General features: G+C 71.4%; 20 protein-coding genes and 1 pseudogene. 15 read left to right on the top strand and 6 right to left on the bottom strand.

Features of this window, described 5'->3' with window-relative positions; all coding sequences use genetic code 11:
• The first annotated feature begins 132 nt into the window (after positions 1-132).
• The 8 genes from C1J01_RS11905 to C1J01_RS11870 all read left to right on the top strand — a co-directional run bounded on the left by C1J01_RS11905 (position 133) and on the right by C1J01_RS11870 (position 9,477).
• On the top strand, positions 133-1,086 hold the full coding sequence (locus tag C1J01_RS11905) for a LacI family DNA-binding transcriptional regulator (protein WP_111179001.1): 954 nt from the start codon (positions 133-135) through the stop codon (positions 1,084-1,086).
• Between the two features lie 212 nt (positions 1,087-1,298).
• Positions 1,299-2,258 (top strand): carbohydrate ABC transporter permease, encoded by a 960-nt coding sequence (locus tag C1J01_RS11900; RefSeq protein ID WP_111179000.1) that lies wholly within the window; start codon positions 1,299-1,301, stop codon positions 2,256-2,258.
• Positions 2,242-3,108, top strand: a complete 867-nt coding sequence (locus tag C1J01_RS11895; RefSeq protein WP_111178999.1) for a carbohydrate ABC transporter permease — start codon at positions 2,242-2,244, stop codon at positions 3,106-3,108. The genes C1J01_RS11900 and C1J01_RS11895 overlap by 17 nt, the downstream gene beginning before the upstream one ends.
• A gap of 40 nt (positions 3,109-3,148) precedes the next feature.
• The gene (locus C1J01_RS11890) at positions 3,149-4,435 is read left to right on the top strand and encodes an extracellular solute-binding protein (RefSeq protein WP_111178998.1); all 1,287 of its coding nucleotides are present in this window, start codon (positions 3,149-3,151) and stop codon (positions 4,433-4,435) included.
• A 16-nt stretch (positions 4,436-4,451) separates the two neighbouring features.
• On the top strand, positions 4,452-5,732 hold the full coding sequence (locus C1J01_RS11885) for a Gfo/Idh/MocA family protein (RefSeq protein ID WP_111178997.1): 1,281 nt from the start codon (positions 4,452-4,454) through the stop codon (positions 5,730-5,732).
• Positions 5,722-6,759 (top strand): dienelactone hydrolase family protein, encoded by a 1,038-nt coding sequence (locus tag C1J01_RS11880; RefSeq protein WP_111178996.1) that lies wholly within the window; start codon positions 5,722-5,724, stop codon positions 6,757-6,759. The genes C1J01_RS11885 and C1J01_RS11880 overlap by 11 nt, the downstream gene beginning before the upstream one ends.
• Before the next feature lie 192 nt (positions 6,760-6,951).
• Complete coding sequence (locus tag C1J01_RS11875; protein WP_111178995.1) at positions 6,952-9,072, top strand: Xaa-Pro dipeptidyl-peptidase; 2,121 nt, start codon at positions 6,952-6,954, stop codon at positions 9,070-9,072.
• A gap of 171 nt (positions 9,073-9,243) precedes the next feature.
• A complete protein-coding gene (locus tag C1J01_RS11870) occupies positions 9,244-9,477 on the top strand; it encodes a hypothetical protein (protein WP_111178994.1) in 234 nt (77 codons plus the stop codon).
• Positions 9,478-9,492: 15 nt separating this feature from the next.
• On the opposite strand, the gene C1J01_RS11865 is transcribed toward C1J01_RS11870, so the two are convergent.
• A complete protein-coding gene (locus C1J01_RS11865) occupies positions 9,493-10,278 on the bottom strand; it encodes an SDR family NAD(P)-dependent oxidoreductase (protein WP_111178993.1) in 786 nt (261 codons plus the stop codon).
• A 100-nt stretch (positions 10,279-10,378) separates the two neighbouring features.
• On the opposite strand from C1J01_RS11865, the gene C1J01_RS11860 reads away from it, so the two are divergent.
• The gene (locus C1J01_RS11860; RefSeq protein ID WP_111178992.1) at positions 10,379-11,950 is read left to right on the top strand and encodes a DUF4434 domain-containing protein; all 1,572 of its coding nucleotides are present in this window, start codon (positions 10,379-10,381) and stop codon (positions 11,948-11,950) included.
• 10 nt (positions 11,951-11,960) lie between these two features.
• Here the strand turns inward: C1J01_RS11860 and C1J01_RS11855 are convergent, their stop codons facing one another.
• On the bottom strand, positions 11,961-12,356 hold the full coding sequence (locus C1J01_RS11855) for a RidA family protein (RefSeq protein ID WP_111178991.1): 396 nt from the start codon (positions 12,354-12,356) through the stop codon (positions 11,961-11,963).
• 108 nt (positions 12,357-12,464) lie between these two features.
• On the opposite strand from C1J01_RS11855, the gene C1J01_RS11850 reads away from it, so the two are divergent.
• Positions 12,465-13,439, top strand: coding sequence for a helix-turn-helix transcriptional regulator (locus tag C1J01_RS11850; RefSeq protein WP_111178990.1), 975 nt, complete (start codon positions 12,465-12,467; stop codon positions 13,437-13,439).
• Positions 13,440-13,448: 9 nt separating this feature from the next.
• Here C1J01_RS11850 and C1J01_RS11845 read toward each other — a convergent pair whose 3' ends face one another.
• Complete coding sequence (locus C1J01_RS11845) at positions 13,449-14,336, bottom strand: alpha/beta fold hydrolase (RefSeq protein ID WP_111179023.1); 888 nt, start codon at positions 14,334-14,336, stop codon at positions 13,449-13,451.
• A gap of 89 nt (positions 14,337-14,425) precedes the next feature.
• Positions 14,426-15,340, bottom strand: coding sequence for an RNA polymerase sigma factor (locus C1J01_RS11840; RefSeq protein ID WP_220039860.1), 915 nt, complete (start codon positions 15,338-15,340; stop codon positions 14,426-14,428).
• 70 nt (positions 15,341-15,410) lie between these two features.
• Here C1J01_RS11840 and C1J01_RS11835 point away from each other — a divergent pair, with 70 nt between their 5' ends.
• A complete protein-coding gene (locus tag C1J01_RS11835) occupies positions 15,411-16,418 on the top strand; it encodes a 1-aminocyclopropane-1-carboxylate deaminase (RefSeq protein WP_111178988.1) in 1,008 nt (335 codons plus the stop codon).
• A 16-nt stretch (positions 16,419-16,434) separates the two neighbouring features.
• Here the strand turns inward: C1J01_RS11835 and C1J01_RS11830 are convergent, their stop codons facing one another.
• A complete protein-coding gene (locus C1J01_RS11830; protein WP_111178987.1) occupies positions 16,435-17,316 on the bottom strand; it encodes an arginase family protein in 882 nt (293 codons plus the stop codon).
• A 28-nt stretch (positions 17,317-17,344) separates the two neighbouring features.
• Here C1J01_RS11830 and C1J01_RS11825 point away from each other — a divergent pair, with 28 nt between their 5' ends.
• Positions 17,345-17,872, top strand: coding sequence for a CGNR zinc finger domain-containing protein (locus C1J01_RS11825; RefSeq protein WP_111178986.1), 528 nt, complete (start codon positions 17,345-17,347; stop codon positions 17,870-17,872).
• An 11-nt stretch (positions 17,873-17,883) separates the two neighbouring features.
• On the opposite strand, the gene C1J01_RS11820 is transcribed toward C1J01_RS11825, so the two are convergent.
• Positions 17,884-19,125, bottom strand: coding sequence for an MFS transporter (locus tag C1J01_RS11820; protein ID WP_235854388.1), 1,242 nt, complete (start codon positions 19,123-19,125; stop codon positions 17,884-17,886).
• Between the two features lie 128 nt (positions 19,126-19,253).
• Between C1J01_RS11820 and C1J01_RS11815 the strand changes: the two genes are divergently transcribed.
• From C1J01_RS11815 to C1J01_RS11805, 3 genes and pseudogenes are all read left to right on the top strand, one after another.
• Positions 19,254-20,216, top strand: a complete 963-nt coding sequence (locus C1J01_RS11815) for a LysR family transcriptional regulator (RefSeq protein WP_111178984.1) — start codon at positions 19,254-19,256, stop codon at positions 20,214-20,216.
• Between the two features lie 34 nt (positions 20,217-20,250).
• On the top strand, positions 20,251-20,547 hold the full coding sequence (locus C1J01_RS11810) for a DUF8820 family protein (protein ID WP_111178983.1): 297 nt from the start codon (positions 20,251-20,253) through the stop codon (positions 20,545-20,547).
• Positions 20,547-21,147 (top strand): annotated as a pseudogene (locus C1J01_RS11805) (hypothetical protein); the annotation flags it as partial. The gene C1J01_RS11810 and the pseudogene C1J01_RS11805, both read left to right, overlap by 1 nt.

Here is a 21,147-nt window from a genome sequence, read left to right as displayed (position 1 = left end):
GGCCGTCAAGAGGTGATTTCCTCACCGGCCGTCTAGCTGGGGGTTCCCGGAGAGGTCAGAAGCGAGGCCGGGTGGCAAGCGCTTTCACGCCGGACCGGGACTCTGCAAGCGGTTGCGTTATGGTGGGCGACTGTGACAGTGACGATTCGTGATGTGGCCCGGGCCTCCGGCGTGCATGTGTCCACTGTGTCCCGGACGTTCTCCGCTCCCCACATGGTGAACGCCGCCACCCGCACCAGGGTCCTGGCGGTGGCCGAGGAGCTCGGCTACCGGCCCAACCGGGCGGCGCGGGCGCTCACGACCGGGCGTACGCACAACCTCGGTCTCATCGTGGCGGACATCGCCAACCCGTTCTTCCCGCCGCTGATCAAGGCCGCCCACGCGGCCGCCCGCCAGCGCGACTACCACCTGTTCGTGGCCGACACCGACGAGGAGCCGGCCGCCGAGGAGGAGCTCGTGCAGGCGTTCTCCAAGCAGGTGGACGGCGTGGTGCTGTGCAGCCCGCGCTCGTCCAACAAGGCGCTGGAACGGCTGGCCGAGCGGGTGCCGTTCGTGGTCATCAACAGGCGGCTGCGCGGCGCGGCCACGGTGCTGATGGACGTCGGCCACGGCGCGAAGCTCGCGGTCGAGCACCTGGCCGGGCTCGGGCACACCCGCGTGGCCCTGGTGTCGGGACCGGCCGGCTCGTGGACGAGCGCCGAGATCCGTACGGCCGCCGAGCAGGTGCCGGGCGTGGAGCTGGTCGTCGTCGGCCCCAACGCGCCCACCGAGCGCGGCGGGTTCGCGGCGGCGCGGCGGGTGCGCGACTCCGGCGTGACCGGCGTGCTGGCCTACAACGACCTGGTGGCCATCGGGCTCATCGAGGGACTCGGCGAGCTCGGGCTGGGCGTGCCGGAGGACGTCAGCGTGGTGGGGATCGACGACATCGTGCCCGGACGGCTGAACCGCCCGAAGCTGACCACGGTCGCCATGCCGACGGCCGCCGCCGGGCGGCTGGCGGTGGATCTGCTCATCCAGGAGGTGAGCGCGACCACCTCGCTGGAGACGCGCCTGGTCGTCCGAGACTCCACTGCGGCTCCACGGTGACGTGCTGCTGCAAACGGTTGTACTAAACGCGGACGAAATTTATCTGACTTATCAGCCGCCCACGTCGTTGATCTGCGAAAACGTGTCGGCGATATATCGGTAACGGCTATGTAACGCCTGCAAAGGGTTGACGGAACTTTCCGGACGGCTATAGGAAAGCGCTATCCATTCACATCTCGCCGGAAGGTCCGTGATGACGAATGAGTTCCGTCATGGCTGACTCGGTGGCGGTGAAGCCCCGGGACGCGGTGACCGAACCCGCACGCGGCGGCCACCGCTCCACCAAACGTTCCCGCCGCGAGGCGCGAGCCGCCTACCTCTTCCTGGCGCCCTGGTTCGCCGGCCTGCTCGTCATCACGATCGGCCCGATCGTCGCCTCGCTCTACCTGTCGTTCACCGACTACAGCCTCCTCGAAGAGGCCCAGTGGATCGGCTGGGACAACTACGTCAGGATGTTCACCGAGGATCCGAGGTTCCTCAACTCCCTCTGGGTGACCACGGTCTACGTGGTCGTCTCGGTGCCGATGCAGCTGGCCTTCGCGCTCGCGCTGGCCCTGGTGCTCGACCGGGGGCTGCGCGGCCTGTCGTTCTACCGCTCGATCTTCTACCTGCCCTCCCTGCTGGGCGGCAGCGTCGCGATCGCGATCCTGTGGCGCAAGGTGTTCGGCGCCGACGGGCTGGTCAACGCGGTGCTGGCGGTCTTCGGCATCCAGGGCACCGGCTGGGTCGCCCACCCCGACTACGCGCTCGGCACGCTGATCCTCCTGCACGTGTGGACGTTCGGCGCCCCGATGATCATCTTCCTGGCGGGCCTGCGGCAGATCCCGAGCAGCTACTACGAGGCCGCCGCGGTCGACGGCGCCGGGCCGCTGCGGCAGTTCCGCTCGATCACGCTGCCGCTGCTGACGCCGATCATCTTCTTCAACCTGGTGCTGGAGCTCATCAAGTCGTTCCAGTCGTTCACGCAGTCGTTCATCGTCAGCAACGGCAGCGGCGGCCCGGCCGACTCCACGCTCTTCTACACGCTCTACCTCTACCTGCAAGGGTTCAGGGACTACGACATGGGCTACGCGGCAGCGATGGCCTGGGTCCTGATGCTGATCATCGCCGGGCTCACCGGGGTGAATTTCCTCGCTTCCAAGTATTGGGTCTTCTATGGCGACACCAAGTAGGCCGATCCCGTTCCTGTTCCGCCCGTTCAGGGGCGGCCGGATCGTCAGGCACGCGCTGCTGATCGGCTTCGGCCTGGTCATGCTCTATCCGCTGCTCTGGATGATCTCCAGCTCGTTCAAGCCGGAGGATCTCATCTTCCGGCAGCCGGGGCTGTGGCCGAGCGAGGTCACGCTGGAGAACTACACCGATGGCTGGACGGCGCTCAAGCACCCCTTCGGCTACTACCTGTGGAACTCGGCGGTCGTCACCGGGCTGTCGGTGATCGCGAACCTGGTGGCCTGCTCGCTGGCGGCCTACGCGTTCGCGCGGCTGGAGTTCCCGCTGAAGAAACTGTGGTTCACGCTCATGCTGGGCGGGATCATGCTGCCGTACCACGTGACGATCGTGCCGCAGTACATCATGTTCTCGAAGCTCGACCTGATCAACACGATCTGGCCGCTCGTCATGCCGAAGGTGCTGGCCACCGACGCGTTCTTCATCTTCCTCATGGTGCAGTTCATCCGGACGCTGCCCCGCGAGCTGGACGAGGCGGCGGAGATCGACGGGGCCGGCTACTGGCGGATCTTCATCAGGGTCGTCATGCCGCTGTGCCTGCCCGCGCTGGCCACGACGGCGATCTTCACGTTCATCTGGACGTGGAACGACTTCCTCAGCCAGCTGCTGTACCTCAACAATCCCGACAACTTCACCGTGCCGGTAGCGTTGCGCACGTTCTTGGACGCCAGTAGCGACTCCTCGTGGGGGCCCATGTTCGCCATGTCGATCATCGCGCTGGGCCCCATCTTCGGGTTCTTCCTGGCCGGCCAGAAATACCTGATCCGTGGTATCTCCACCACGGGCCTGAAGTAGCTCATCCCCCCAACTGAAACCCCCTACAGGAGGTCAAGCCGTGAGCTCAGGCAAGAGAAAGTGGTCCGCGGCATTACTCGCCGCCGCTCTGCTGGCGGTCACCGCGGCCTGTGGCGGCGGAGGCGACGGCGGCGAAAGCGCCGGCGGCACGGTCACGCTGCGGTTCTCCTACTGGGGCAGCGACGCCCGGCAGAAGATGACCGAAGAGGCCATCGCCAAGTTCGAGGCGAAGAACCCGACCATCAAGGTCGAGGGCGAGTTCTCCGACTTCGACAGCTACTACGAATCACTGTCGACGAAGGTCGCGGCCAGTGACGCCCCCGACGTCATCCAGCTGGAGATCCGCGCGCTGCGCGAATACGCCGACCGCGGCACCCTGGCCGACCTGTCCAGCTCGGTCAACGCCGCCGACATCGACGCCAAGCTGCTGGCCACCGGCGCCATCGACGGCAAGCAGTACGCCATCCCGAACGGCGCCAACGCCTTCTCGCTGATGGTCAACCCCGCCCTGGTCGAGAGCAGCGGGCAGAAGCTGCCCGATGACACCACGTGGACCTGGGACGACTACGTCGACCTGGCTTCCAAGATCACCGCGGGGAGCGACGGCAAGGTCACCGGCACGCAGCTCAGCTGGAACCCGGCGTACCTGGAGATCTACGCCGCGCAGAAGGGCGAGTCCTTCTACCAGGGCAACCAGCTCGCGATGTCCCCCCAGACCATCAAGGAATGGTGGGCCATCATGCAGAAGCTGATCGAGACCAAGGGCTCGCCCGACGCCGCCAAGAGCGCCGAGGTCGGCGCGACCAGCGTCGACCAGTCGCTGCTCGGCACCAACACCGGCGCGATGGGCATGTGGTGGAGCAACCAGCTCGGCGCGGCGGCGAGCGCCTCGGGGCAGAACCTCGAACTGCTGCGGATGCCGAAGCTGGAGGGCGCCACGACCGGCGGCATGTTCATGCAGCCGGCGATGTTCCTGGCCGCCTCGTCGAAGTCGGAGCACGCGGCCGAGGCCGCCAAGTTCATCGACTTCATGATCAACGACCCGGAGGCGGGCGAGATCATCCTCAGCGACCGCGGCCTGCCGGCCAACGCCAAGGTGCTGGCGGCGGTCCGCGACAAGCTGCCGGAGGCCGACCAGAAGACCCTCGCCTTCCTCGACGAGGTCAGGAGCGAGCTGAAGGACCCGCCCGCGGCCCCGCCGAAGGGCGCCAGCGCCATGGAGGACATCCTGACCCGCTACTCCGAGGAGGTCATGTTCGGCCGTATGACCCCCGACGACGCGGCGCAGAAGCTCATCGCCGAGGCCAACGCCTCGATCGCGGGATGACGTCGAGAGGAGAGACATGAAGTACGCGTTCGTCGGGCTCGGGCACCGCGCGCAGATGTACGTCGACGCGCTGCTCGGAGAGTGGCACGACGCCGGCACCATCGTCGCCCTGTGCGACACGAACCGGACCCGCATGGCCTACTACGCCGAGCGGATCGGCGGCGAGGTGCCCTGCTTCGCGCCCGAGGAGTTCGACAAGGTGCTCGAGCTCGCCGACGCGGTCATCGTCACCACCGTCGACGCCGCGCACGCGCGCTACGTGTGCGCGGCGCTCGACGCCGGCCGCGACGTCATCGTGGAGAAACCGCTCACGACCGACGCCGAGGGCTGCGCGGCCATCGCCGCGGCGGCCGAGCGCGCCGCCGGCAAGCTGATCGTCACCTTCAACTACCGCTACTCGCCGCGCAACTCGGCCGTGCGCCGCCTGCTGATGGAGGGCGCGATCGGCGAGGTGACGTCGGTGCACTTCGAGTGGACGCTCGACACCATCCACGGCGCCGACTACTTCCGCCGCTGGCACCGCGAGCGCGCCAACTCCGGCGGCCTGCTCGTGCACAAGTCCACCCACCACTTCGACCTGGTCAACTGGTGGCTGGGCGCGGCGCCGGAGCTCGTGTTCGCCCAGACCGACCTGCGCTTCTACGGCGCAGAGAACGCGCGGCGGCGCGGCCTGGACGAGCGGCCCGCGCGCGGCCAGGGCGCGCCGGGCCTGGGCAGCGACCCGTTCATCCTCGACATCTCGCAGGACGCCCGGCTCAGGCGCCTCTACCTGGACGCCGAGCACGAGGACGGCTACATCCGCGACCAGGACGTCTTCGGCGAGGGCATCGACATCGACGACAACATGTCGGTGCTGGTGCGTTACGGCAACCGGGCGATCCTGACGTACTCGCTGCACGCGCACGCGCCGTGGGAGGGCTACCGGGTGGCGTTCAACGGCACCGCGGGCCGGCTGGAGCTCGACGTGGTCGAGCGCGAGTGGACGCCGCCGCACGCCGCCATCGACCCGAGCGCGGCCGCCAAGGAGCACGCGACCGGCTCATGGGAGCGGCTCACGCTGCGCCGCCACTGGAGCCCGCCGGAGGAGGTGCCCATCGAGAGCGGCGCCGGCGGGCACGGCGGCGGCGACCGGCTGCTGCTGAACGACGTCTTCCGCGGCCCGGGCGACGACCCGCTGGCCCGGCAGGCGGGCTACCGCGACGGCATCCGCAGCGTGCTGACCGGCCACGCGGCCAACGTCTCGGCCCGCACCGGGGCTCCCGTCCACCTGGCCGACGACGGCACGCGTGTTCGCTGAGCTGGCCCGGGTCGCCGCGGCGCAGTTCGGGCCGCCCCCGTCGTTGCCGGGGGCCGAGCTGCGCGCGGCCGCGCGGGAGGCCATGGGCGTGCTCGACCTGACCGCGCGGGACGTGCGGGTCGAGCGCACCTGGACCGACGGCGACCTGCGGGGGGAGGAGCTGTCGTGGACGGTCGGGTTCGGGCCGCGCACGCGGGCGTACCTGCTGCGGCCCCGCGACGCGGACGGGCCGCTGCCCGGCGTGGTCGCGCTGCACTGCCACTCCGGGATGAAGTGGGCCGGCAAGGAGAAGATCGCCGACGGTCCGGAGGGGCCGTCTCCGGAGGTGCGCAGGCTCAGGGAGGCCGTCTACGGCGGGCGCTCCTTCGCCGGGGCGCTGGCCCGGCGCGGCTTCGCCGTGCTCGCCCACGACGTGCTCGCCTGGGGCAGCCGCCGCTTCCCGCTGGACGTCCCCGACGGCCCCGGCAGCGAGCCCGACCGGTACGACGCCGCCGCCCGCGAGCACGAGCACGTCGTGGCCAAGCACTGCGCGGCGCTCGGCACGTCGTTCGCGGGCGTGGTGGCCGGCGAGGACCTGGCGGCGGCGGCCTACCTGCGCTCGCGGCCCGACGTGGGCCCGGTCGGCTGCGCCGGGCTGTCGGGCGGCGGCCTGCGGGCGGGCCTGCTCGGCGCGTTCGACCCCGAGATCAGGGCCGTCGTGGTGGCCGCCATGATGTCGTCGTACCGCGACCTGATCGGCACGCACGTGCACCGGCACACCTGGATGCTCTACCCGCCGGGGCTGCCGCGGCTGGGCGACTGGCCCGACCTGGTCGCCTCGCGCGCGCCCGCGCCGCTCATGGTGCAGTACGCGCTGAGCGACGCGTTGTTCCCCGAGGCGGGGATGCGCCGGGCGCACGCCGTGATCGAGGAGCGCTACCGGGACGCGCCCGAGGCGTACACGGCCGTCTTCGCCGACGTGCCGCACAGCTTCGACGTGCCCCGGCAGGAACGCGCCTTCGACTGGCTGGCGGCGCGGCTGACCTGAGGCCGGCCGCTACGGCGGTCGAATCCCGCCCGCCGAAGTTCCGTCAGATGTCGAATGATCCCGATCTGCGCCGCGGATAGGGTCGGCTGACCAGACGGAGATCCAGCCCGGCCACGAGGCGCACCGCGGTGTCTTCGATGCCGTCGGACCAGGTGCTCCGTCGGCCGCCGCGCTGACATGGAGTGATTCACGATGACGCGAGGAACACCACGCCTGGGGATCTCCGCTCTGCTGGTCGTGCCGGCGCTGGTGACGCTCACCGCCGCCGCGACCGCCGCACCGGCCACCGCCGACCCGCTCCCGGGGCCGGTCTTCGCCGACGGACAGGCCCAGATCGTGCCCGAGTTCGCCGATCCCGGCAGCTGGATCCGGCAGCGATTATGGGTCGAGACGGAGTTCGACTCCGACGGTGACGGCCGGCTCGACCGCATGCACGTGGACGTCACCAGGCCGGGGCCGACCGCCGACGGGCTGAAGGTGCCGGTGATCTACGAGACCAGCCCTTACTACGCCGGAACGGCCTCGACCCAGCGGCAGTACTTCTGGAACGTCAACACCGAGCTCGGCCAGGAGCCTCCGCCCCGGACCTCGCCGCCGCCGATCGCGTTCAGGCCGGACCGGACCGCCGTGTCGACCAGTGAGGTCGGCACCTGGGTGCCGCGCGGTTTCGCGGTGGTGCACTCCGACTCGCCCGGCACCGGCCTGTCCGAGGGCTGCCCGACGGTGGGCGGCGCCAACGAGTCGCTGGCGCCGAAGGCGATCGTCGACTGGCTGAACGGCCGGGCGAAGGGCTACACGAGCGTCGTCGGCGGCGAGGAGGTCTCGGCGACGGACTGGTCCACCGGCAAGGTCGGGATGACCGGCACGTCGTACAACGGGACGCTTCCCCTCGCGGCGGCCACGACCGGGGTCGAGGGGCTGGAGGCGATCGTCCCGATCGCGCCGAACACCTCCTACTACCACTACTACCGCTCGAACGGGCTGGTCCGGCACCCCGGCGGCTGGCTCGGCGAGGACATCGACTACCTCTTCGACTACATCAGCAGCGGCTATCCGGACCGCCGGGAATACTGCGCCCAGCACGTCCGCGTCGACCTGATGAACCGGCACCAGGACCGGGCGACCGGTGACTACAACGACTTCTGGGCGGGGCGCGACCTCCTCAACGCGGTGCGCGGCGTCCGGGCGCCCACTCTGATGGCGCACGCCTTCAACGACTGGAACGTGGTGCCGGAGCACAGTGTCCGGATCCTCGACGCGCTGAAGGCGCAGGGCACACCGGCGCAGGCGTACTTCCACCAGGGCGGGCACGGCGGCGCGCCGCCGCTGGACCTGCGCAACCGGTGGTTCACCCGCTATCTCTACGAGCAGCAGAACGGCGTCGAGAACGATCCCCGGGCCTGGATCGTGCGCAACGAGACCGGGGAGAGCCGGCTCACGCCGTACGCCGACTATCCGAATCCCGAGGCTGCGCCGGTCGGACTGACGTTGCAGCAGGGCGGAGCCACCACCGGCGGCCTGACCTCGCTGGCACTGGCGGACGGCGGCACCGAGCAACTCGTCGACGCCGGTGACCTCGCCTGCAACGTGGGCACCCTGGCCACCCAGGCGTCGGAGAACCGGCTGCTCTACGTCACCCCGGAGCTCAGCGCGCCCGTGCACATCTCCGGCACCGCCCAGGTCCGGATCCGGCTGGCCGCGAGCAAGCCGGCGGCGAACCTGTCGGTCGCGCTGGTCCGGTTGCCGTGGACGAGTGGCGCGGGCTGCGAGTCCAGCACCCGCGGCTCGACGACCAGCGTCATCACCCGCGGCTGGGCCGACCCGCAGAACGCCCGTTCGCTGCGGGACGGCGAACCTCTCAAGCCCGGCGAGTTCGTCGAGCTGACCGTGCCGTTGCAGCCGGACGACCAGGTCATCCCCGCGGGGTCGCGGATCGGGCTGATGATCTTCTCGACCGACCACGAGTTCACCCTGCATCCCGCGCCGGGCACCGTGCTCACCGTCGACCTCGCGAGAACGTCGGTCGAGCTGCCCGTCGTCGGCGGGCCGCTCGCGATGCCGATCTGCGCCGAGCCGGACACCCGGCCGACCGTGGTGGTCGGCGGGATCGACAGCGGGCTGCCGAACCGTGCGCTGGCCGGCACCTGCACGGTCAACGACCACATCCTCGACACGGAGGAGTGGCCGAACCACGGCCGGTTCGTCCGGCACGTGACCGAGGTCGCCGACCGGCTCGTCGCGGCGGACGTCATCGGTGCCAAGGAACGCTCCGCACTCGTCCGCGCCGCCGCCCGGTCGAACGTCGGCAAGTGATAATGCAATTAAGCGAGCGTAATATCCGATATCGCGATATTCGCCTAATTGGAGGGATATCTTCGGTTTTAGTTGTTAATGGAAAGCGCCGGTTTCGCTGATCGCGGCGATTTTCTGGCCATGGTCTGACCCTCCGCTTACCTTTGTCTGGTGGGCGGAGACCGTGGCGTCATGATTCTGATCATTATCGCGTTCGCGTTCATCATCGTCGGCCGGCAGTTGCAACGCGCGATCGATCTCTACGGCAAATGGCAGGGCGCCGTCGCCAATCTCGCGAAGGCCGTCGCGGCGCTCCCCGGAGCCCGCGGCGACTTCTGGCGCGGTATCGGCAGTTTGCTGAAAGTGGCGTTCGTGGCCGTGATTCTGTTCTGGGCGGCCGTCAACCTCGATCTGCTCGCCGACTGACCGGGCCGGCCGGCCCTAGGGCAGGATCGCGTCCACGTAGCCGCCGTCCACGCGCACCGCGCCGCCCGTCGTCGCGGAGGCGAACGGCGAGCTGAGATAGACCACCATGTTCGCGATCTCCTCGGGCTCGATGAGGCGCTGGAGCAGCGACTGCGGCCGGTGCACGCGCATGAACGCCCGCTGCGCCTCCTCCCACGGCAGCGCGCGGTCCACCAGCTGGTAGACGAACTCCTCCACGCCGCCGGTGTGCGTCGGCCCGGCGATCACGGAGTTGACCGTCACCCCGGTGCCGGCCGCCTCCTTGGCGAACCCCCGGGAGACGGCCAGCAGCGCCGTCTTGGTCATGCCGTAGTGGATCATCTCGGCCGGGACGACGACGGCGGAGTCGCTGGCGATGTACTGGATCCGCCCCCAGCCGCGTTCCTTCATGGCGGGCAGGTACGCGCGGGTCAGGCGCACCGCGGCCAGCACGTTGACCTCGAAATAGCGCCGCCACTCCGCGTCGCTGATCTCCAGCGCCGGCGTGGCCCCGAAGATGCCCAGGTTGTTGACCAGGATGTCGACGTCCGGCAACATCCGCAGAACCTGCTCGCAGCCCTCCGCCGTCGCGACGTCGCCGGGCGCGGCCACCAGGTCGAGCCCGGGCCCCATCCGTTCGATGGCCGTCGCGACCGAGGCCTCACCGCGGCCGTTGACGCCGACGCGGGCGCCCGCCCTGGCCAGGCCGGTGGCGATGGCCGCCCCGATGCCCTGGGTGGAGCCGGTGACCAGGGCCGTCTTTCCGCTGAGATCGATGTGCACGATGTTTCACCCCCAGGCGGCCTATTCTGCGCGATCAGCTCACAGCCGCTCGCATCGGGGCCGTGGTACGTAGGGTGGTGGTGGCGTGGAAGGGGCGTGCGTGCACCGGATCCTGTGGATCGTTTCGGCAGTCGCGTTGGTGGTCGTCATGGTCGGAGCCGTGGTCGTCCCCGACGATCCGGAAGAGCCGCCCGGCGACGGGTGCCCGCCCCGCGACACCCGCGTCACGGCCCCTTACGCGGTCACCGGCTACTGGGTGATCCCGCGCGCCGACCGGTGCGTCACCCGGAGCATGGTCGAGAGCATCCGCGGCATCGGCGGCGACACGCTCATCACGTTCGGCCCCAGGTTCGCCGTCGGGTCCGATCCCGACTGCGTGATCGACGGCCGGCCGTGCGCCGAGGTGCCGGGCACCCGGGTTCGCCAGGTCTACTCGTACACGACCAGCGAGGAGTTCGGGAAGGGCATGCTGCGCTGCCCCGGGCTCGACCGTCGGGTCGTGGTGGGGGAGCGGATCTTCTACCGGCTGTCGCTGGCCGCCTCCTGCACCGACCCCGAGCACGACCTGGTGATCGTCTCCACCGACGGCGACGGGATCGGCCACCTCATGACCGAGGCGAGCGCGTACGGCATGACGGTCTTCCCCGGGCTGCCCGCGGCGCCGCAGCGGGAGGGCAAGCCGTGGGAGCCCGACCTCGACCACATCGACGCGCTCAACGCCTTCACCGCGCGGGTGCTGGCCGACTACCGGCAGCGGTTCCAGGCGATGACGGCGTTCGGCGGGGTGTACCAGTCGTTCGAGCTGGCCATGCGGGCGCGCTCCGACACCGATCCGATCATCGCCCTCTACGCGGCCCAGCACGAGGTCGTGGCCGCCGCGCTGCCCGGCAAGAAGCTCGTGGTCAGCCCGTACATCGACGGCCGGCGCGGTCGCGGGTTCCCGCCGGAGCAGACGGAGGAGGGGCTCGCCGACATCGCCTCGACGCGGGCGGGCCTGCCCATGGCCGTCGCCGTGCAGGACGGGCGGGGCACGGGCAAGGTGCCGGTGCACGGCGAGCACGAGACGGGCGCCGTGGTGGCGCCCCGGCTGGCGCCGGTCGTCGGCCAGGTGACCTACGAGCAGGGTTACTACGGCTCCACGCGCGAGTTCATGGCGGCGGCCGCCCGGCGGGTGCCCGACGGGGTGGAGCTGTGGGCGAACGTCGAGGGCTTCGAGCCCACCCCGGTGGCGGGGGAGTGCGGGCGGGTGGACCCGCTGCCGCTGCGCGGGCGCACCACCAAGGCCCGGCTCGACCAGCAGGTCATGGCCGTGGCACCGTACTCCACGAAGATCATCTCGTACGGGTGGGAGCCGTTCTTCACCTGCCGGGACCGCTCCGGCGCGCCGACGCTGGCCGACGGCATCGCGCAGGGATGGCAGCAGCCGATCATCGTCAACGCCTATCCCAAGGAGATGAACGGCCGGCCCGGCGTCCTCGTCGAGGGCTACAACCTGCGCGGCGGCACGCTCCGTTTCGGCGACGCGGCCGTGGCGCAGGAGTGGCACGCGGGCGGGCGGCTGGAGTCGGCCTGGGCGCCGTACACGCCGTCGGCGCCGTGGACGGCGATCACCGCCACGAACGCCGCCGGCCACACCAGCACGAGCCCCTACGTGATGCCCGGTCAGTCGTGACGCCGGCGCGTCACGCGACGGCGGTCCCCTCGAGCTCGACCATCAGGTCGGGGATCGCCAGCCGGGTCACCCCGAGCATCGTGGTGGGCGGCGCCACCCCGGCGGCGCCCAGCCGTGACGCCAGCACGCCGTAGTGCTCGAAGAGCCGATCGACGTCGGTGGTGTAGACGTTGAGCCGGACGAGGTCCGCCAGGGACATGCCGGCCTCGCCCAGCACGGCCTCCAGGTTGTCGAGGCTCAGCGCCAGCTGCGCCGCCATGTCACCGGCATGCTGGGGCTTGCCCTCGCCGCTCATCGCGGTCTGCCCGGCGCAGTACAACGTCCGGGTGTGCCCGGAGACGATCTCGCCCTGGTGGTAGCCCAGCTCCACCGACCACGCCCACGGGTTGACCGCCGTTCGCTCCATTGCCACATCAGCTCCGTTCTGTTCGTCACGTCCGTCTTCGGGTCGCGTCGATGAGCCTCCCAACGAATCACGACATCCTCTGTCGTATATCTCGGTTAAGTTCTCGGTATGCGCGCCGACCGGCTGGTCTCGCTGGTGTTGCTGCTGCGGCGGCACGGCCGGCTGTCCGCGGCCACGCTGGCCCGCGAGCTGGAGGTGTCCACCCGCACCGTGCTGCGCGACATCGAGGCGTTGTCCGCGGCCGGCGTCCCGGTCTACGCCGAACGCGGCCGGCACGGCGGTTTCGCGTTGTTGCCCGGGTTCCGGACCGAGCTCACCGGGCTGAACCACGACGAGGCCCTCGCCCTGCTGGTCGCCGGATCGCGGCGCGGCGCGCAGGCGTTCGGCCTCGGCTCGGCGCTCGCCTCGGCGATGCTCAAGGTGGTCGACGCGCTGCCCGAAAGCCATCGGGAGACCGCGGCCGGTGCTGCCGAGCGGCTGCTCATCGACCCGGAGACCGACCTCCTCTCGCGCCGGCTGGTCGACGAGGAGGTGCCTGACGCCGTGGCGGCCGAGGTCCTGCGGGCGGTGTTCGCCGGACACAAGCTGCGGATCCACTACGCGGCCGTGGACCGGACCCCGATGTGGCGCACGGTGGACCCGATCGGCCTGGTCACCGTACGCGACCGGGGCTACCTGCTGGCCACGAGGTCCGGCGAGGACCGCACCTACCGGCTGTCGCGGATCCTGGCGGCCCAGGAGCTCGCCGAACCCGCGCAGCGACCGGACCGGGTCGATCTGGACCGGGCCTGGCAGGAACGCAGTACCCGGTTCCGGACCGGCGGCGACCAGGTCACCGTGCTGGCACGGGTGGACCCGGCGCGGCGCGAGGAGCTGGTGGGCACCGCGCTGGCCGTCCGCGCCGAAGAAGTCGACCCGGACGGCCGGCTGCGGCTGGAGGTCACCTTCCAGGATCAGAGACACGCCGAATGGGCGCTGTGGCAGCTCGCCACGGACGCCGAAGCCCTGGCCCCGCAGTGGTTGCGCGACTCCCTGCGCGACCGCGCCGCCGCGATCGCCACCCGCTACGGAGGGTCGTCCTGACGCCGGCGCCTACGCGGGGACCGACCGGACGAAGGCCCGCAGCGCGTCCGCGAACGCGGCGGGCTCCTCCAGGTGGCCCAGGTGCGCGCTGTTCTCCAGCACGACCAGCCGTGACCCTGGGATCAGGGCGTGGAGTTCCCGCGCCCACCGCGGGCCGCACTGCACGTCGTGGCGGCCGACCACGACCAGGGTGGGCACGGTGAGCGACGGGAGGGCGTCCCGGTCGTCGATGACGTCGGGCTCCAGGTTCTCGTCGAGGGACGAGATGTAGGTGCAGGAGATCGTCTCGCGCAGCCGCCGGAACTCGGCCTCGCGCTCCCAGTAGTCCGCGAAGAAGATCGGCAGCATGTCACGCAGCCCTGCGGTGATCTTCTCGTCGTCGGTGGCGGTCCCGGTGGCCTGGAGCCCGGCGAGCACCGTGGGGAGCTCCGGCTGCCCCTCGTTGCGGCGCAGGAACTCCTCGACCCGGGCACCGGCCTCGGCCATGTGCTCGGGGCCGGTGACCGGGGCGCTCTCGTACAACACCAGAGCGCTGAGCCGGTCGGGGTGGCGCAGCGCGAGACGCTGGGCGACGAAACCGCCGTGCGAGTGCCCGAGCAGCAGCACCCGGGGCAGCTCCAGCCGGTCGAGCAGGCCGATCAGGCTTCTCGTGTAGCGGTCACGGCTGTAGCCGTCCGGATGCGACGGCAGGCGTTGCGAGCCGCCGGTGCCCAGCGGCTCGACGTACACCATGGTGAGAAGCTCCTCCGTGGCCGGCATGCGCAGGGACTCCCAGCCGACGCCGGGCCCGCCGGGCATGGCCACGCAGACCGGGCCGGAGCCGTGCACGTGGTAGCGCTGGGTCAGGCCGTCCACGACGACGTCGTGGGCGCCGGGGGACAACATGTCTTTCTCCATCGAGATCTCCCTGTGGGTGGTCATTGGACGCCCACAAGATGCGGAGACGGCGGAGAAGTTCGATGGGGGCGAGGTGATCCGCGCCACTTTCAGCCGGCGTGGAACAGCCGCAGCTCGTGCATGCGGCCGTCCTTCATGGACATCAGCCAGGCGACCGCCGGAGGGCAGTGGTGCGGGTCGTCCGGCGGGTTGACCAGGTCCATCTCCCAGATGGCGGTGTCGCGGCCGGCGACGGCGGTCACGAAGCGCTGGCGCACGCCCGCCTCCAGGTCGTCCGCCATGCCCCGGATCAGGAAGTCCCGGTCGCCCACCCGCTGCCGTCCGGAGTAGTAGGCGACGTCGGGCGTCCACCGCTCGGCCGCCAGCTCCGCGAACCGTCCCTGCTCGGCGGCGGCCAAGGTCTCCGCCGCCTCCAGCGCGCTCGCCCGGGACCGCGCGAGCGCGTCGTCGTGCGCCGAGTCCGCGGTCGCGGCCATCGCCTCGGCCAGTCTGCCCCTGGCCTGGCTGAGCCTGCTGCGCACCGTGCCCACCGGCACGCCGCACAGGGCGGCGATCTGCTCGTAGGAGGGGGTGCGGGGGCTGAAATGCCGCAACATCACCGTCATGCGCAGGGTGGGGGACAGCTCGTCGATCGCCCGCCAGAGCCAGTCGCGCATCGCGTGCTCGTCGATGACCTGCTCGGGGCCCGTAGCCGCGGCGAGCGTCGCCAGATCAGGGACCGGCGTCGTGCCGGCCGCCGAGCGCAGGTGGGCGCGGCACACGTTGCGCACGATCATGCGCAGCCACGCGCCGCAGGACTCCGGCCGCCGCACGTCGCCGACGCGCCGCAGGGCGATCAGTGACGCCTCCTGCACGGCGTCCTCCACGTCGGGCACGTTGCCCAGCACGCTCAGCGCCACCGCCCGCATGCCGGCCCGGTGTCGCTCCAGCAGTGCGCCCAGCGCGGCCACGTCGCCGTCCTGCGCGGCGCGCAGCAACTCCGGATCGGAGATGTCGCCTCTCACCCGCCTCAGGGTACGCAGACTCTGGCTCCCCCTCGACGCGGGGAACGCCGACCCACCCAAGGAGGCGTACATGTCCATCGACGACTTCGAGCGCTGCCCGCTGCTCTTCGGCCCCAGCCCCGTGCACCCGCTCGACCGCCTCAGCCACCACCTCGGCGGGGCGCGCGTGTGGGCCAAGCGCGAAGACTGCAACAGCGGGCTGGCGTTCGGGGGGAACAAGACGCGCAAGCTGGAGTACCTCATCCCCGACGCCCTCGCCCAGGGCGCCGACACCCTGGTCACCATCGGCGGCGTGCAGTCCAACCACACCCGGCAGGTGGCCGCGGTCGCCGCCAGGCTCGGGCTGAAGGCCGTCCTCGTGCAGGAGAGCTGGGTCGACTGGCCCGACGCGGTCAACGACAAGGTCGGCAACATCCTGCTGTCACGCATCATGGGCGCCGACGTCCGGCTGGTCGAGGCCGGCTTCGGCATCGGCTTCAAGGACAGCTGGCACGAAGCCCTGCACAGCGTCACCGCGGCCGGCGGGCGGCCGTACGCGATCCCCGCCGGAGCCTCCGACCACCGCCTCGGCGGTCTCGGCTTCGCCAACTGGGCCTACGAGGTGCGGCGGCAGGAACGCGAGCTCGGCGTCTTCTTCGACACCGTCGTGGTGTGCAGCGTCACCGGCAGCACCCAGGCGGGCATGATCGCCGGCTTCGCGGGACAGGACCGGCCGCGCCGCGTGCTCGGCATCGACGCCTCGGCCAAGCTCGCCGAGACCCGCGCCCAGGTGGAGAAGATCGCCCGTGCCACGGCCGAGCTCATCGGCCTCGGCCGGGAGTTGCGCGACGACGAGATCACGGTGCTGGAGGGGTGGGCCGGCGACGCCTACGGCATCCCCGTGCGGTCCACTCTCGACGCCATCCGGCTCACCGGGCGGCTGGAAGGCATGATCATCGATCCCGTGTACGAGGGGAAGTCGATGGCCGCGCTCATCGACCTCGTCCGCCGCGGCGACATCCCCAAGGACTCCAACGTCCTGTACGCCCACCTCGGCGGCCAGCCCGCGCTCAACGCCTACAGCGGCGTCTTCCGCTGACCGTGCGCCCGGGGGCTCAGGTGAGGGCGGACACCAGGAGGTCGGACAGCAGGGCCGCCTGGGCGCCGTCCTCGTCGAGGTCGGGGTCGTAGATCGTGAGGTGCAGGCCGGCGGCGCCCGGCAGGGCGAGCAGCCCGCGCAGCAGCGCGGTCAGCCCGTCCGCGTCGAGGCCGCCCGGGGTGGGGCTGTCGACGGCCGGCAGCACCGACGGGTCGAGCACGTCGGCGTCGACGTGGATCCAGAACCCGTCGAGGTCGTCGCGTACGAGCACCTCCTCGGCGGCGGCGAGCGGAAGGTCAGCGCCCGGGACGTACGCCGGCCCGCTGTCCGCCACGTCGCGCAGGTCCTCCTCGTCGCGGACGCCGAGCACGATCACGTCCTCGTCCCTGACGTACGGCCGCAGGCCGTCGATGTCCGTCAGGTAGTCGTCGCCCCGGCCGGTGATCAGGGCGAGGTCCTCACCGGCCGCCGAGACGACGTACGGGGAGTTGCCCAGGTGACGGAAGTCGGCGTGCGCGTCCAGGTACGCCACGCCGTAGCGGCCCTCGCGGCGCAGCGCCAGGGCGGGGCCGAGCATGATCGAGCAGTCGCCGCCCAGCAGGATCGGGAACCCGCCGTCCGCCCTGATCGCGCTCACCCGTCCGGCCAGGGCGCGGGCGTAGGCGGCGATGGCGGGGCCGTTGCGCACGCCGTCGCCCTCCTTCCACGTGGCCACGTAGCGGGGCGGGACCAGCGCCCCGGCGTCGGCCGCGCCGAGCCGGGCGAGCAGGCCCGTGTCGCGCAGCGCCCACGGGGCCTTGTAGCAGCCGGGGACCGTGTCGGGAGCGGGCGGCCGCAGCCCGAGGTTCGAGGGGGCGTCGAGGACGACCAATCTCTTGTCAGGAGTTATTGTGTTCATAGTCGTGACGGTAACAGGGGGTGGGCGGATGCGCCAGTACGCCGAGACGGGTCTCGTGGCCCTCGATCTCGCCAACACGTGGGACGAGTACCTGGACGATCCGGAGCGGCTGCCCGACGCCGAGGCCCTGCGCCGCTTCTGCGCCGAGCTGGACGAGCCCGGCGCAGACGGGCCGGACGCGCTGTGGCAGGTGCGCGAGGTGCGTCGGCGGCTGCGCGCGATCCTGGCCGACGAGCCCGCCGAACGCACCCGCACCCTCGCGCAGTGGGCCGCCGAGCTGCCGGTGCGCGCGGTCGTGGCCGAGTCGGGCGGCGCCCCGGTCCTGCGGCTCGCCGCCCCCGAGCAGGCCGCGCTCGCCGAGCGGCTCGCCGTACGCGCGGTGGCGGAGCTGCTGGACGTCGCGGCGGCCGGCGACTGGGAACGCCTGCGGTTGTGCGCGGCCCGCCCGTGCCGCGACGCCTTCGTCGACCGCAGCCGGCCCGGCCGCCGCCAGTTCTGCTCCACCCGCTGCGCCAACCGCGCCCACGCCGCCGCCTCCCGCGCCCGCCACCGCTGATCCTTCCCGTCCTAACGGAGCGGGGCGTGGCGGACGTCCTCCGCCGGCGCGGGATCAGGCATGTGCGTGCGCCGGGGCAGGAGGAGCGGGGTGGCGAGCAGGAGAACGCCGGAGACGGTGATCGCGGTGAGCGGGCTGGTGAGGGTCGCGAGGACGCCCCAGATCACCATGAGTCCGGCCTGGGCGAGTTTGCCGCTGACACTCCACGCGGTGAGGACCTGCGCGGCGCGATCGGCGGGAGTGCGTTGCAGGCGTTCCGTCGCGTAGATCGGGTTGAAGACGCCCATGCAGGTGATCAGCAGGCCCTCGACGACGATGACCGTGATCAGCCCGGGGACGCCCGGCTGGGTGAGGGCGAGGCCGAGCGGGAAGACGGATCGCAGCCAGCCGGAGACGGTCATGACGCGGTGCCGGCCGTGCCGGGCGACGAGGCGCGCCGAGAGGCGGGCGCCGACGAAGCCGCCGATGGCGGGCACCCCGAAGGCGAGACCGTACTGCCAGGCCGGGAAATGGTACTGGCCCAGCAGGAGGACGGACAGGAGCGGGGCGGTGGCCATGATCAGACCGCCGACGGTCACGGAGTTGAGGAACAGCCGTCGCAGGACGCAGTCGCGGAGGATGAACCGCCAGCCGTTGAGAAGGTCGCCGCCACGCAACCTGGTGGCCGGGTCGCGAGGGGCCGCGACGTCGCTTCCGCGGATGCGGAGCACGCCGAGTGCGGACAGCAGGTAGCTGACCGCATCCGCCGCGATCGTGACGACCGGGCCGACCAGTCCGATGAGCGCCCCGCCGAGAGGCGGTCCCGCCGCGGTCGCCACCCACGCCGTGCCTTCGAACCTGCCGTTCGCGACGAGGAGATGATCGCCGCGGACGAGGTGTTTCACGTACGCGCCGGAGGCGGCGGTGAAGGCGATGCCCGCGGTCCCGGCGACGACCGACACGACGAGCAGCTGGCCGTAGGAGAGGAGGCCGAGCAGGTACGTGACCGGGACGCTCGCCATGGCGAGGAAGCGGACCAGGTCCATCACGATCATCACCGGCCGCTTGGCCCGATGCTCGATCCACGGCCCGAGCGGGACGGCGACGAGCGCCGCGACCGCGAGTCCGGCGGCGTCGAGGAGCGAGACGGCGAATGCCGGCGCATGCAGGACCTGGACCGCGATGAGCGGGAACGCCCCGAAAGCGATCCAAGTGCCGTACGTGCTGACGGCGTAGGCCGACCACAGCCACCCGAAGCCGGACCCCAATCTCACGCCCACGTGACTCCTTCGCGACGACCGAATGTTCGGACGCTGCATCACACCAGCCGCGCCGGAGCGCGATCAAACAACCGGATTTCCGCGAGCCACAACGATCGGTTGGGGCTGAGTAGGTTGAGGCGATGGACACGGAAGCGGTGCGATCGTTCGTCCGGGCGGCCGAGTCGGGACAGTTCCAACACGCCGCGGACGAGCTGGGCGTGACACAGCAGGCGGTCTCGAAGCGGATCGCCGCTCTGGAGCGCGAGCTGGAGGTCCGCCTGTTCACCCGTACCGCCCGAGGGGTCGAGCTCACGCTCGACGGCCAGGTGTTCCTCCCGCACGCACGGAGCATCGTCGCGGATGTCGAGCGCGCCGTCGCCGCGGTCCGGCCGGGCTCACGGGCTCTGCGGATCGACGTCCTCGGGTTCCGCAGCGGACAGGCCATCGTGCTGCACGACTACTGGCGGTCGCATCCCGAGATCGACCTCGACGTGGTGACCCTGAAAGCCGGCGACCCGCAGGTGGCGGTCGCTGCTGTCCGAGCAGGCGATGTCGACGCCTCGTTCCGCTCTGTCACCGACCCGGCCACGCTGCCACCCGACGTCGAGGTGATCCACGTGCTCGACTTCCCTCTGGAGCTCCTCGTCGGCCCGCGCCATCCGCTCGCCTCCGCGCGAACGCTGACACCGGCGCGGCTGCGCCGGCACCGGATCTGGGTGCCGGGGATCGCGCCACGAAGCGAATGGGCGGAGTTCTACGACCAGCTCGCCACCGCCTTCGACCTGCGCATCGACGGGGCAGGCCCCAACTTCGGCGTCGAAGCGCTCCTCGACGCCCTCGCCGAGTCCGCGGACGTGGCCACCCTGGTCGGCTCGCGCGACCGCCTCGTCTGGCCGGCGAGCCACGGCCTGCGCCGCATCCCGATCGCGAACCCCACGATCGCCTACCCGCAGTCGCTCATCCTCCCCAGGACGAACCCCCACCCCCGGCTTCGGGCGATCATCGACTACTTCGGCAGCCTCGCGCCTCTGCCCGAGCCGGCCTGGCTGCCCTCGTGGGCGACGCCGCGGACATCCTCGGGAAATGTCGGTGGGCGTCGGTAGCTTGCGATCATCCCCCGATCGATGGAGTTGGCCGATGTACCGACAGGGCGACATCCTGCTCGTCCCCATTCCCGATGAGTCCGCGCCGAGCTCGGTGCGGCCGGAGCCGCGCGACGCCCGCGGGCGGCTCGTGCTGGCCTACGGCGAGGCGACCGGGCACTGCCACGCGATTCCCGGGCCCGGCACGCTGTCGCGAGGCTTCCTGCACCTGCCCGAGGGCGGCCGCCTCGTGCACGAGGAGCACGAGGCGATCTCCCTGCCGAAGGGCTGGTATCGCGTGGTGCGGCAGCGCGAATACGTCCCGGGCTCCTACCGGGTGGTGGCCGACTGATGGAGACGTTGACGTGGGAGGGCGTCGCCCTCGCGACCGGGCCGGGCGGCGACGCCGAGGCCGCGGTGCGGCAGGCGTACCGCGAGGCGGGGCTGGCCGAGCCGGAACGGGTGGCCGTGCTGGCCTCAACGGCGGCCGGCGCTCTGGCCGCCGCCTGGCTGACCGGCGGCGACGAGCTGCGCCGGACACTCCAGGCGTCCGAGGCCGAGACGGTGTCGGCTCTGGTCGCTGACCCCGCGTTCCAGGCCCTGGTGGGGTTCGGCGATCCCGGGCGGAGTGTGCGCGACGCCGTTCGCACCCGTCCGTGGGAGCGGGCGAGAGCGGCCGCGTACGCCGAGCTGGGCGCCGCCGGGTGGGCGGCGCTCTGGGACGACACGGGCGGGCGGCTCTGGCCGACGGTCGATCGGCTGGTCCGCGAGATCCGCCGGGAGATCGCCGGCCTGGGCGGCGAGTCCGTCCGGCTGGTGACGCTCGATGCGGTGCTGGGGCAGCACGACGCGCCCTGGTTGTCGGCGTTCGACGGATCCCACGACGGAGACGCGTCCGGCGGGCCCGCGGCCTCGGGCGGCGACGGGCGCGGCGGGCCGGTGGGAGCGGGCG

Origin of the sequence: Nonomuraea aridisoli (assembly GCF_003236395.1) — a bacterium.
GTDB classification, from domain to species: Bacteria; Actinomycetota; Actinomycetes; order Streptosporangiales; family Streptosporangiaceae; genus Nonomuraea; species Nonomuraea aridisoli.
This window is presented reverse-complemented; position numbering and strand designations above follow the sequence as displayed.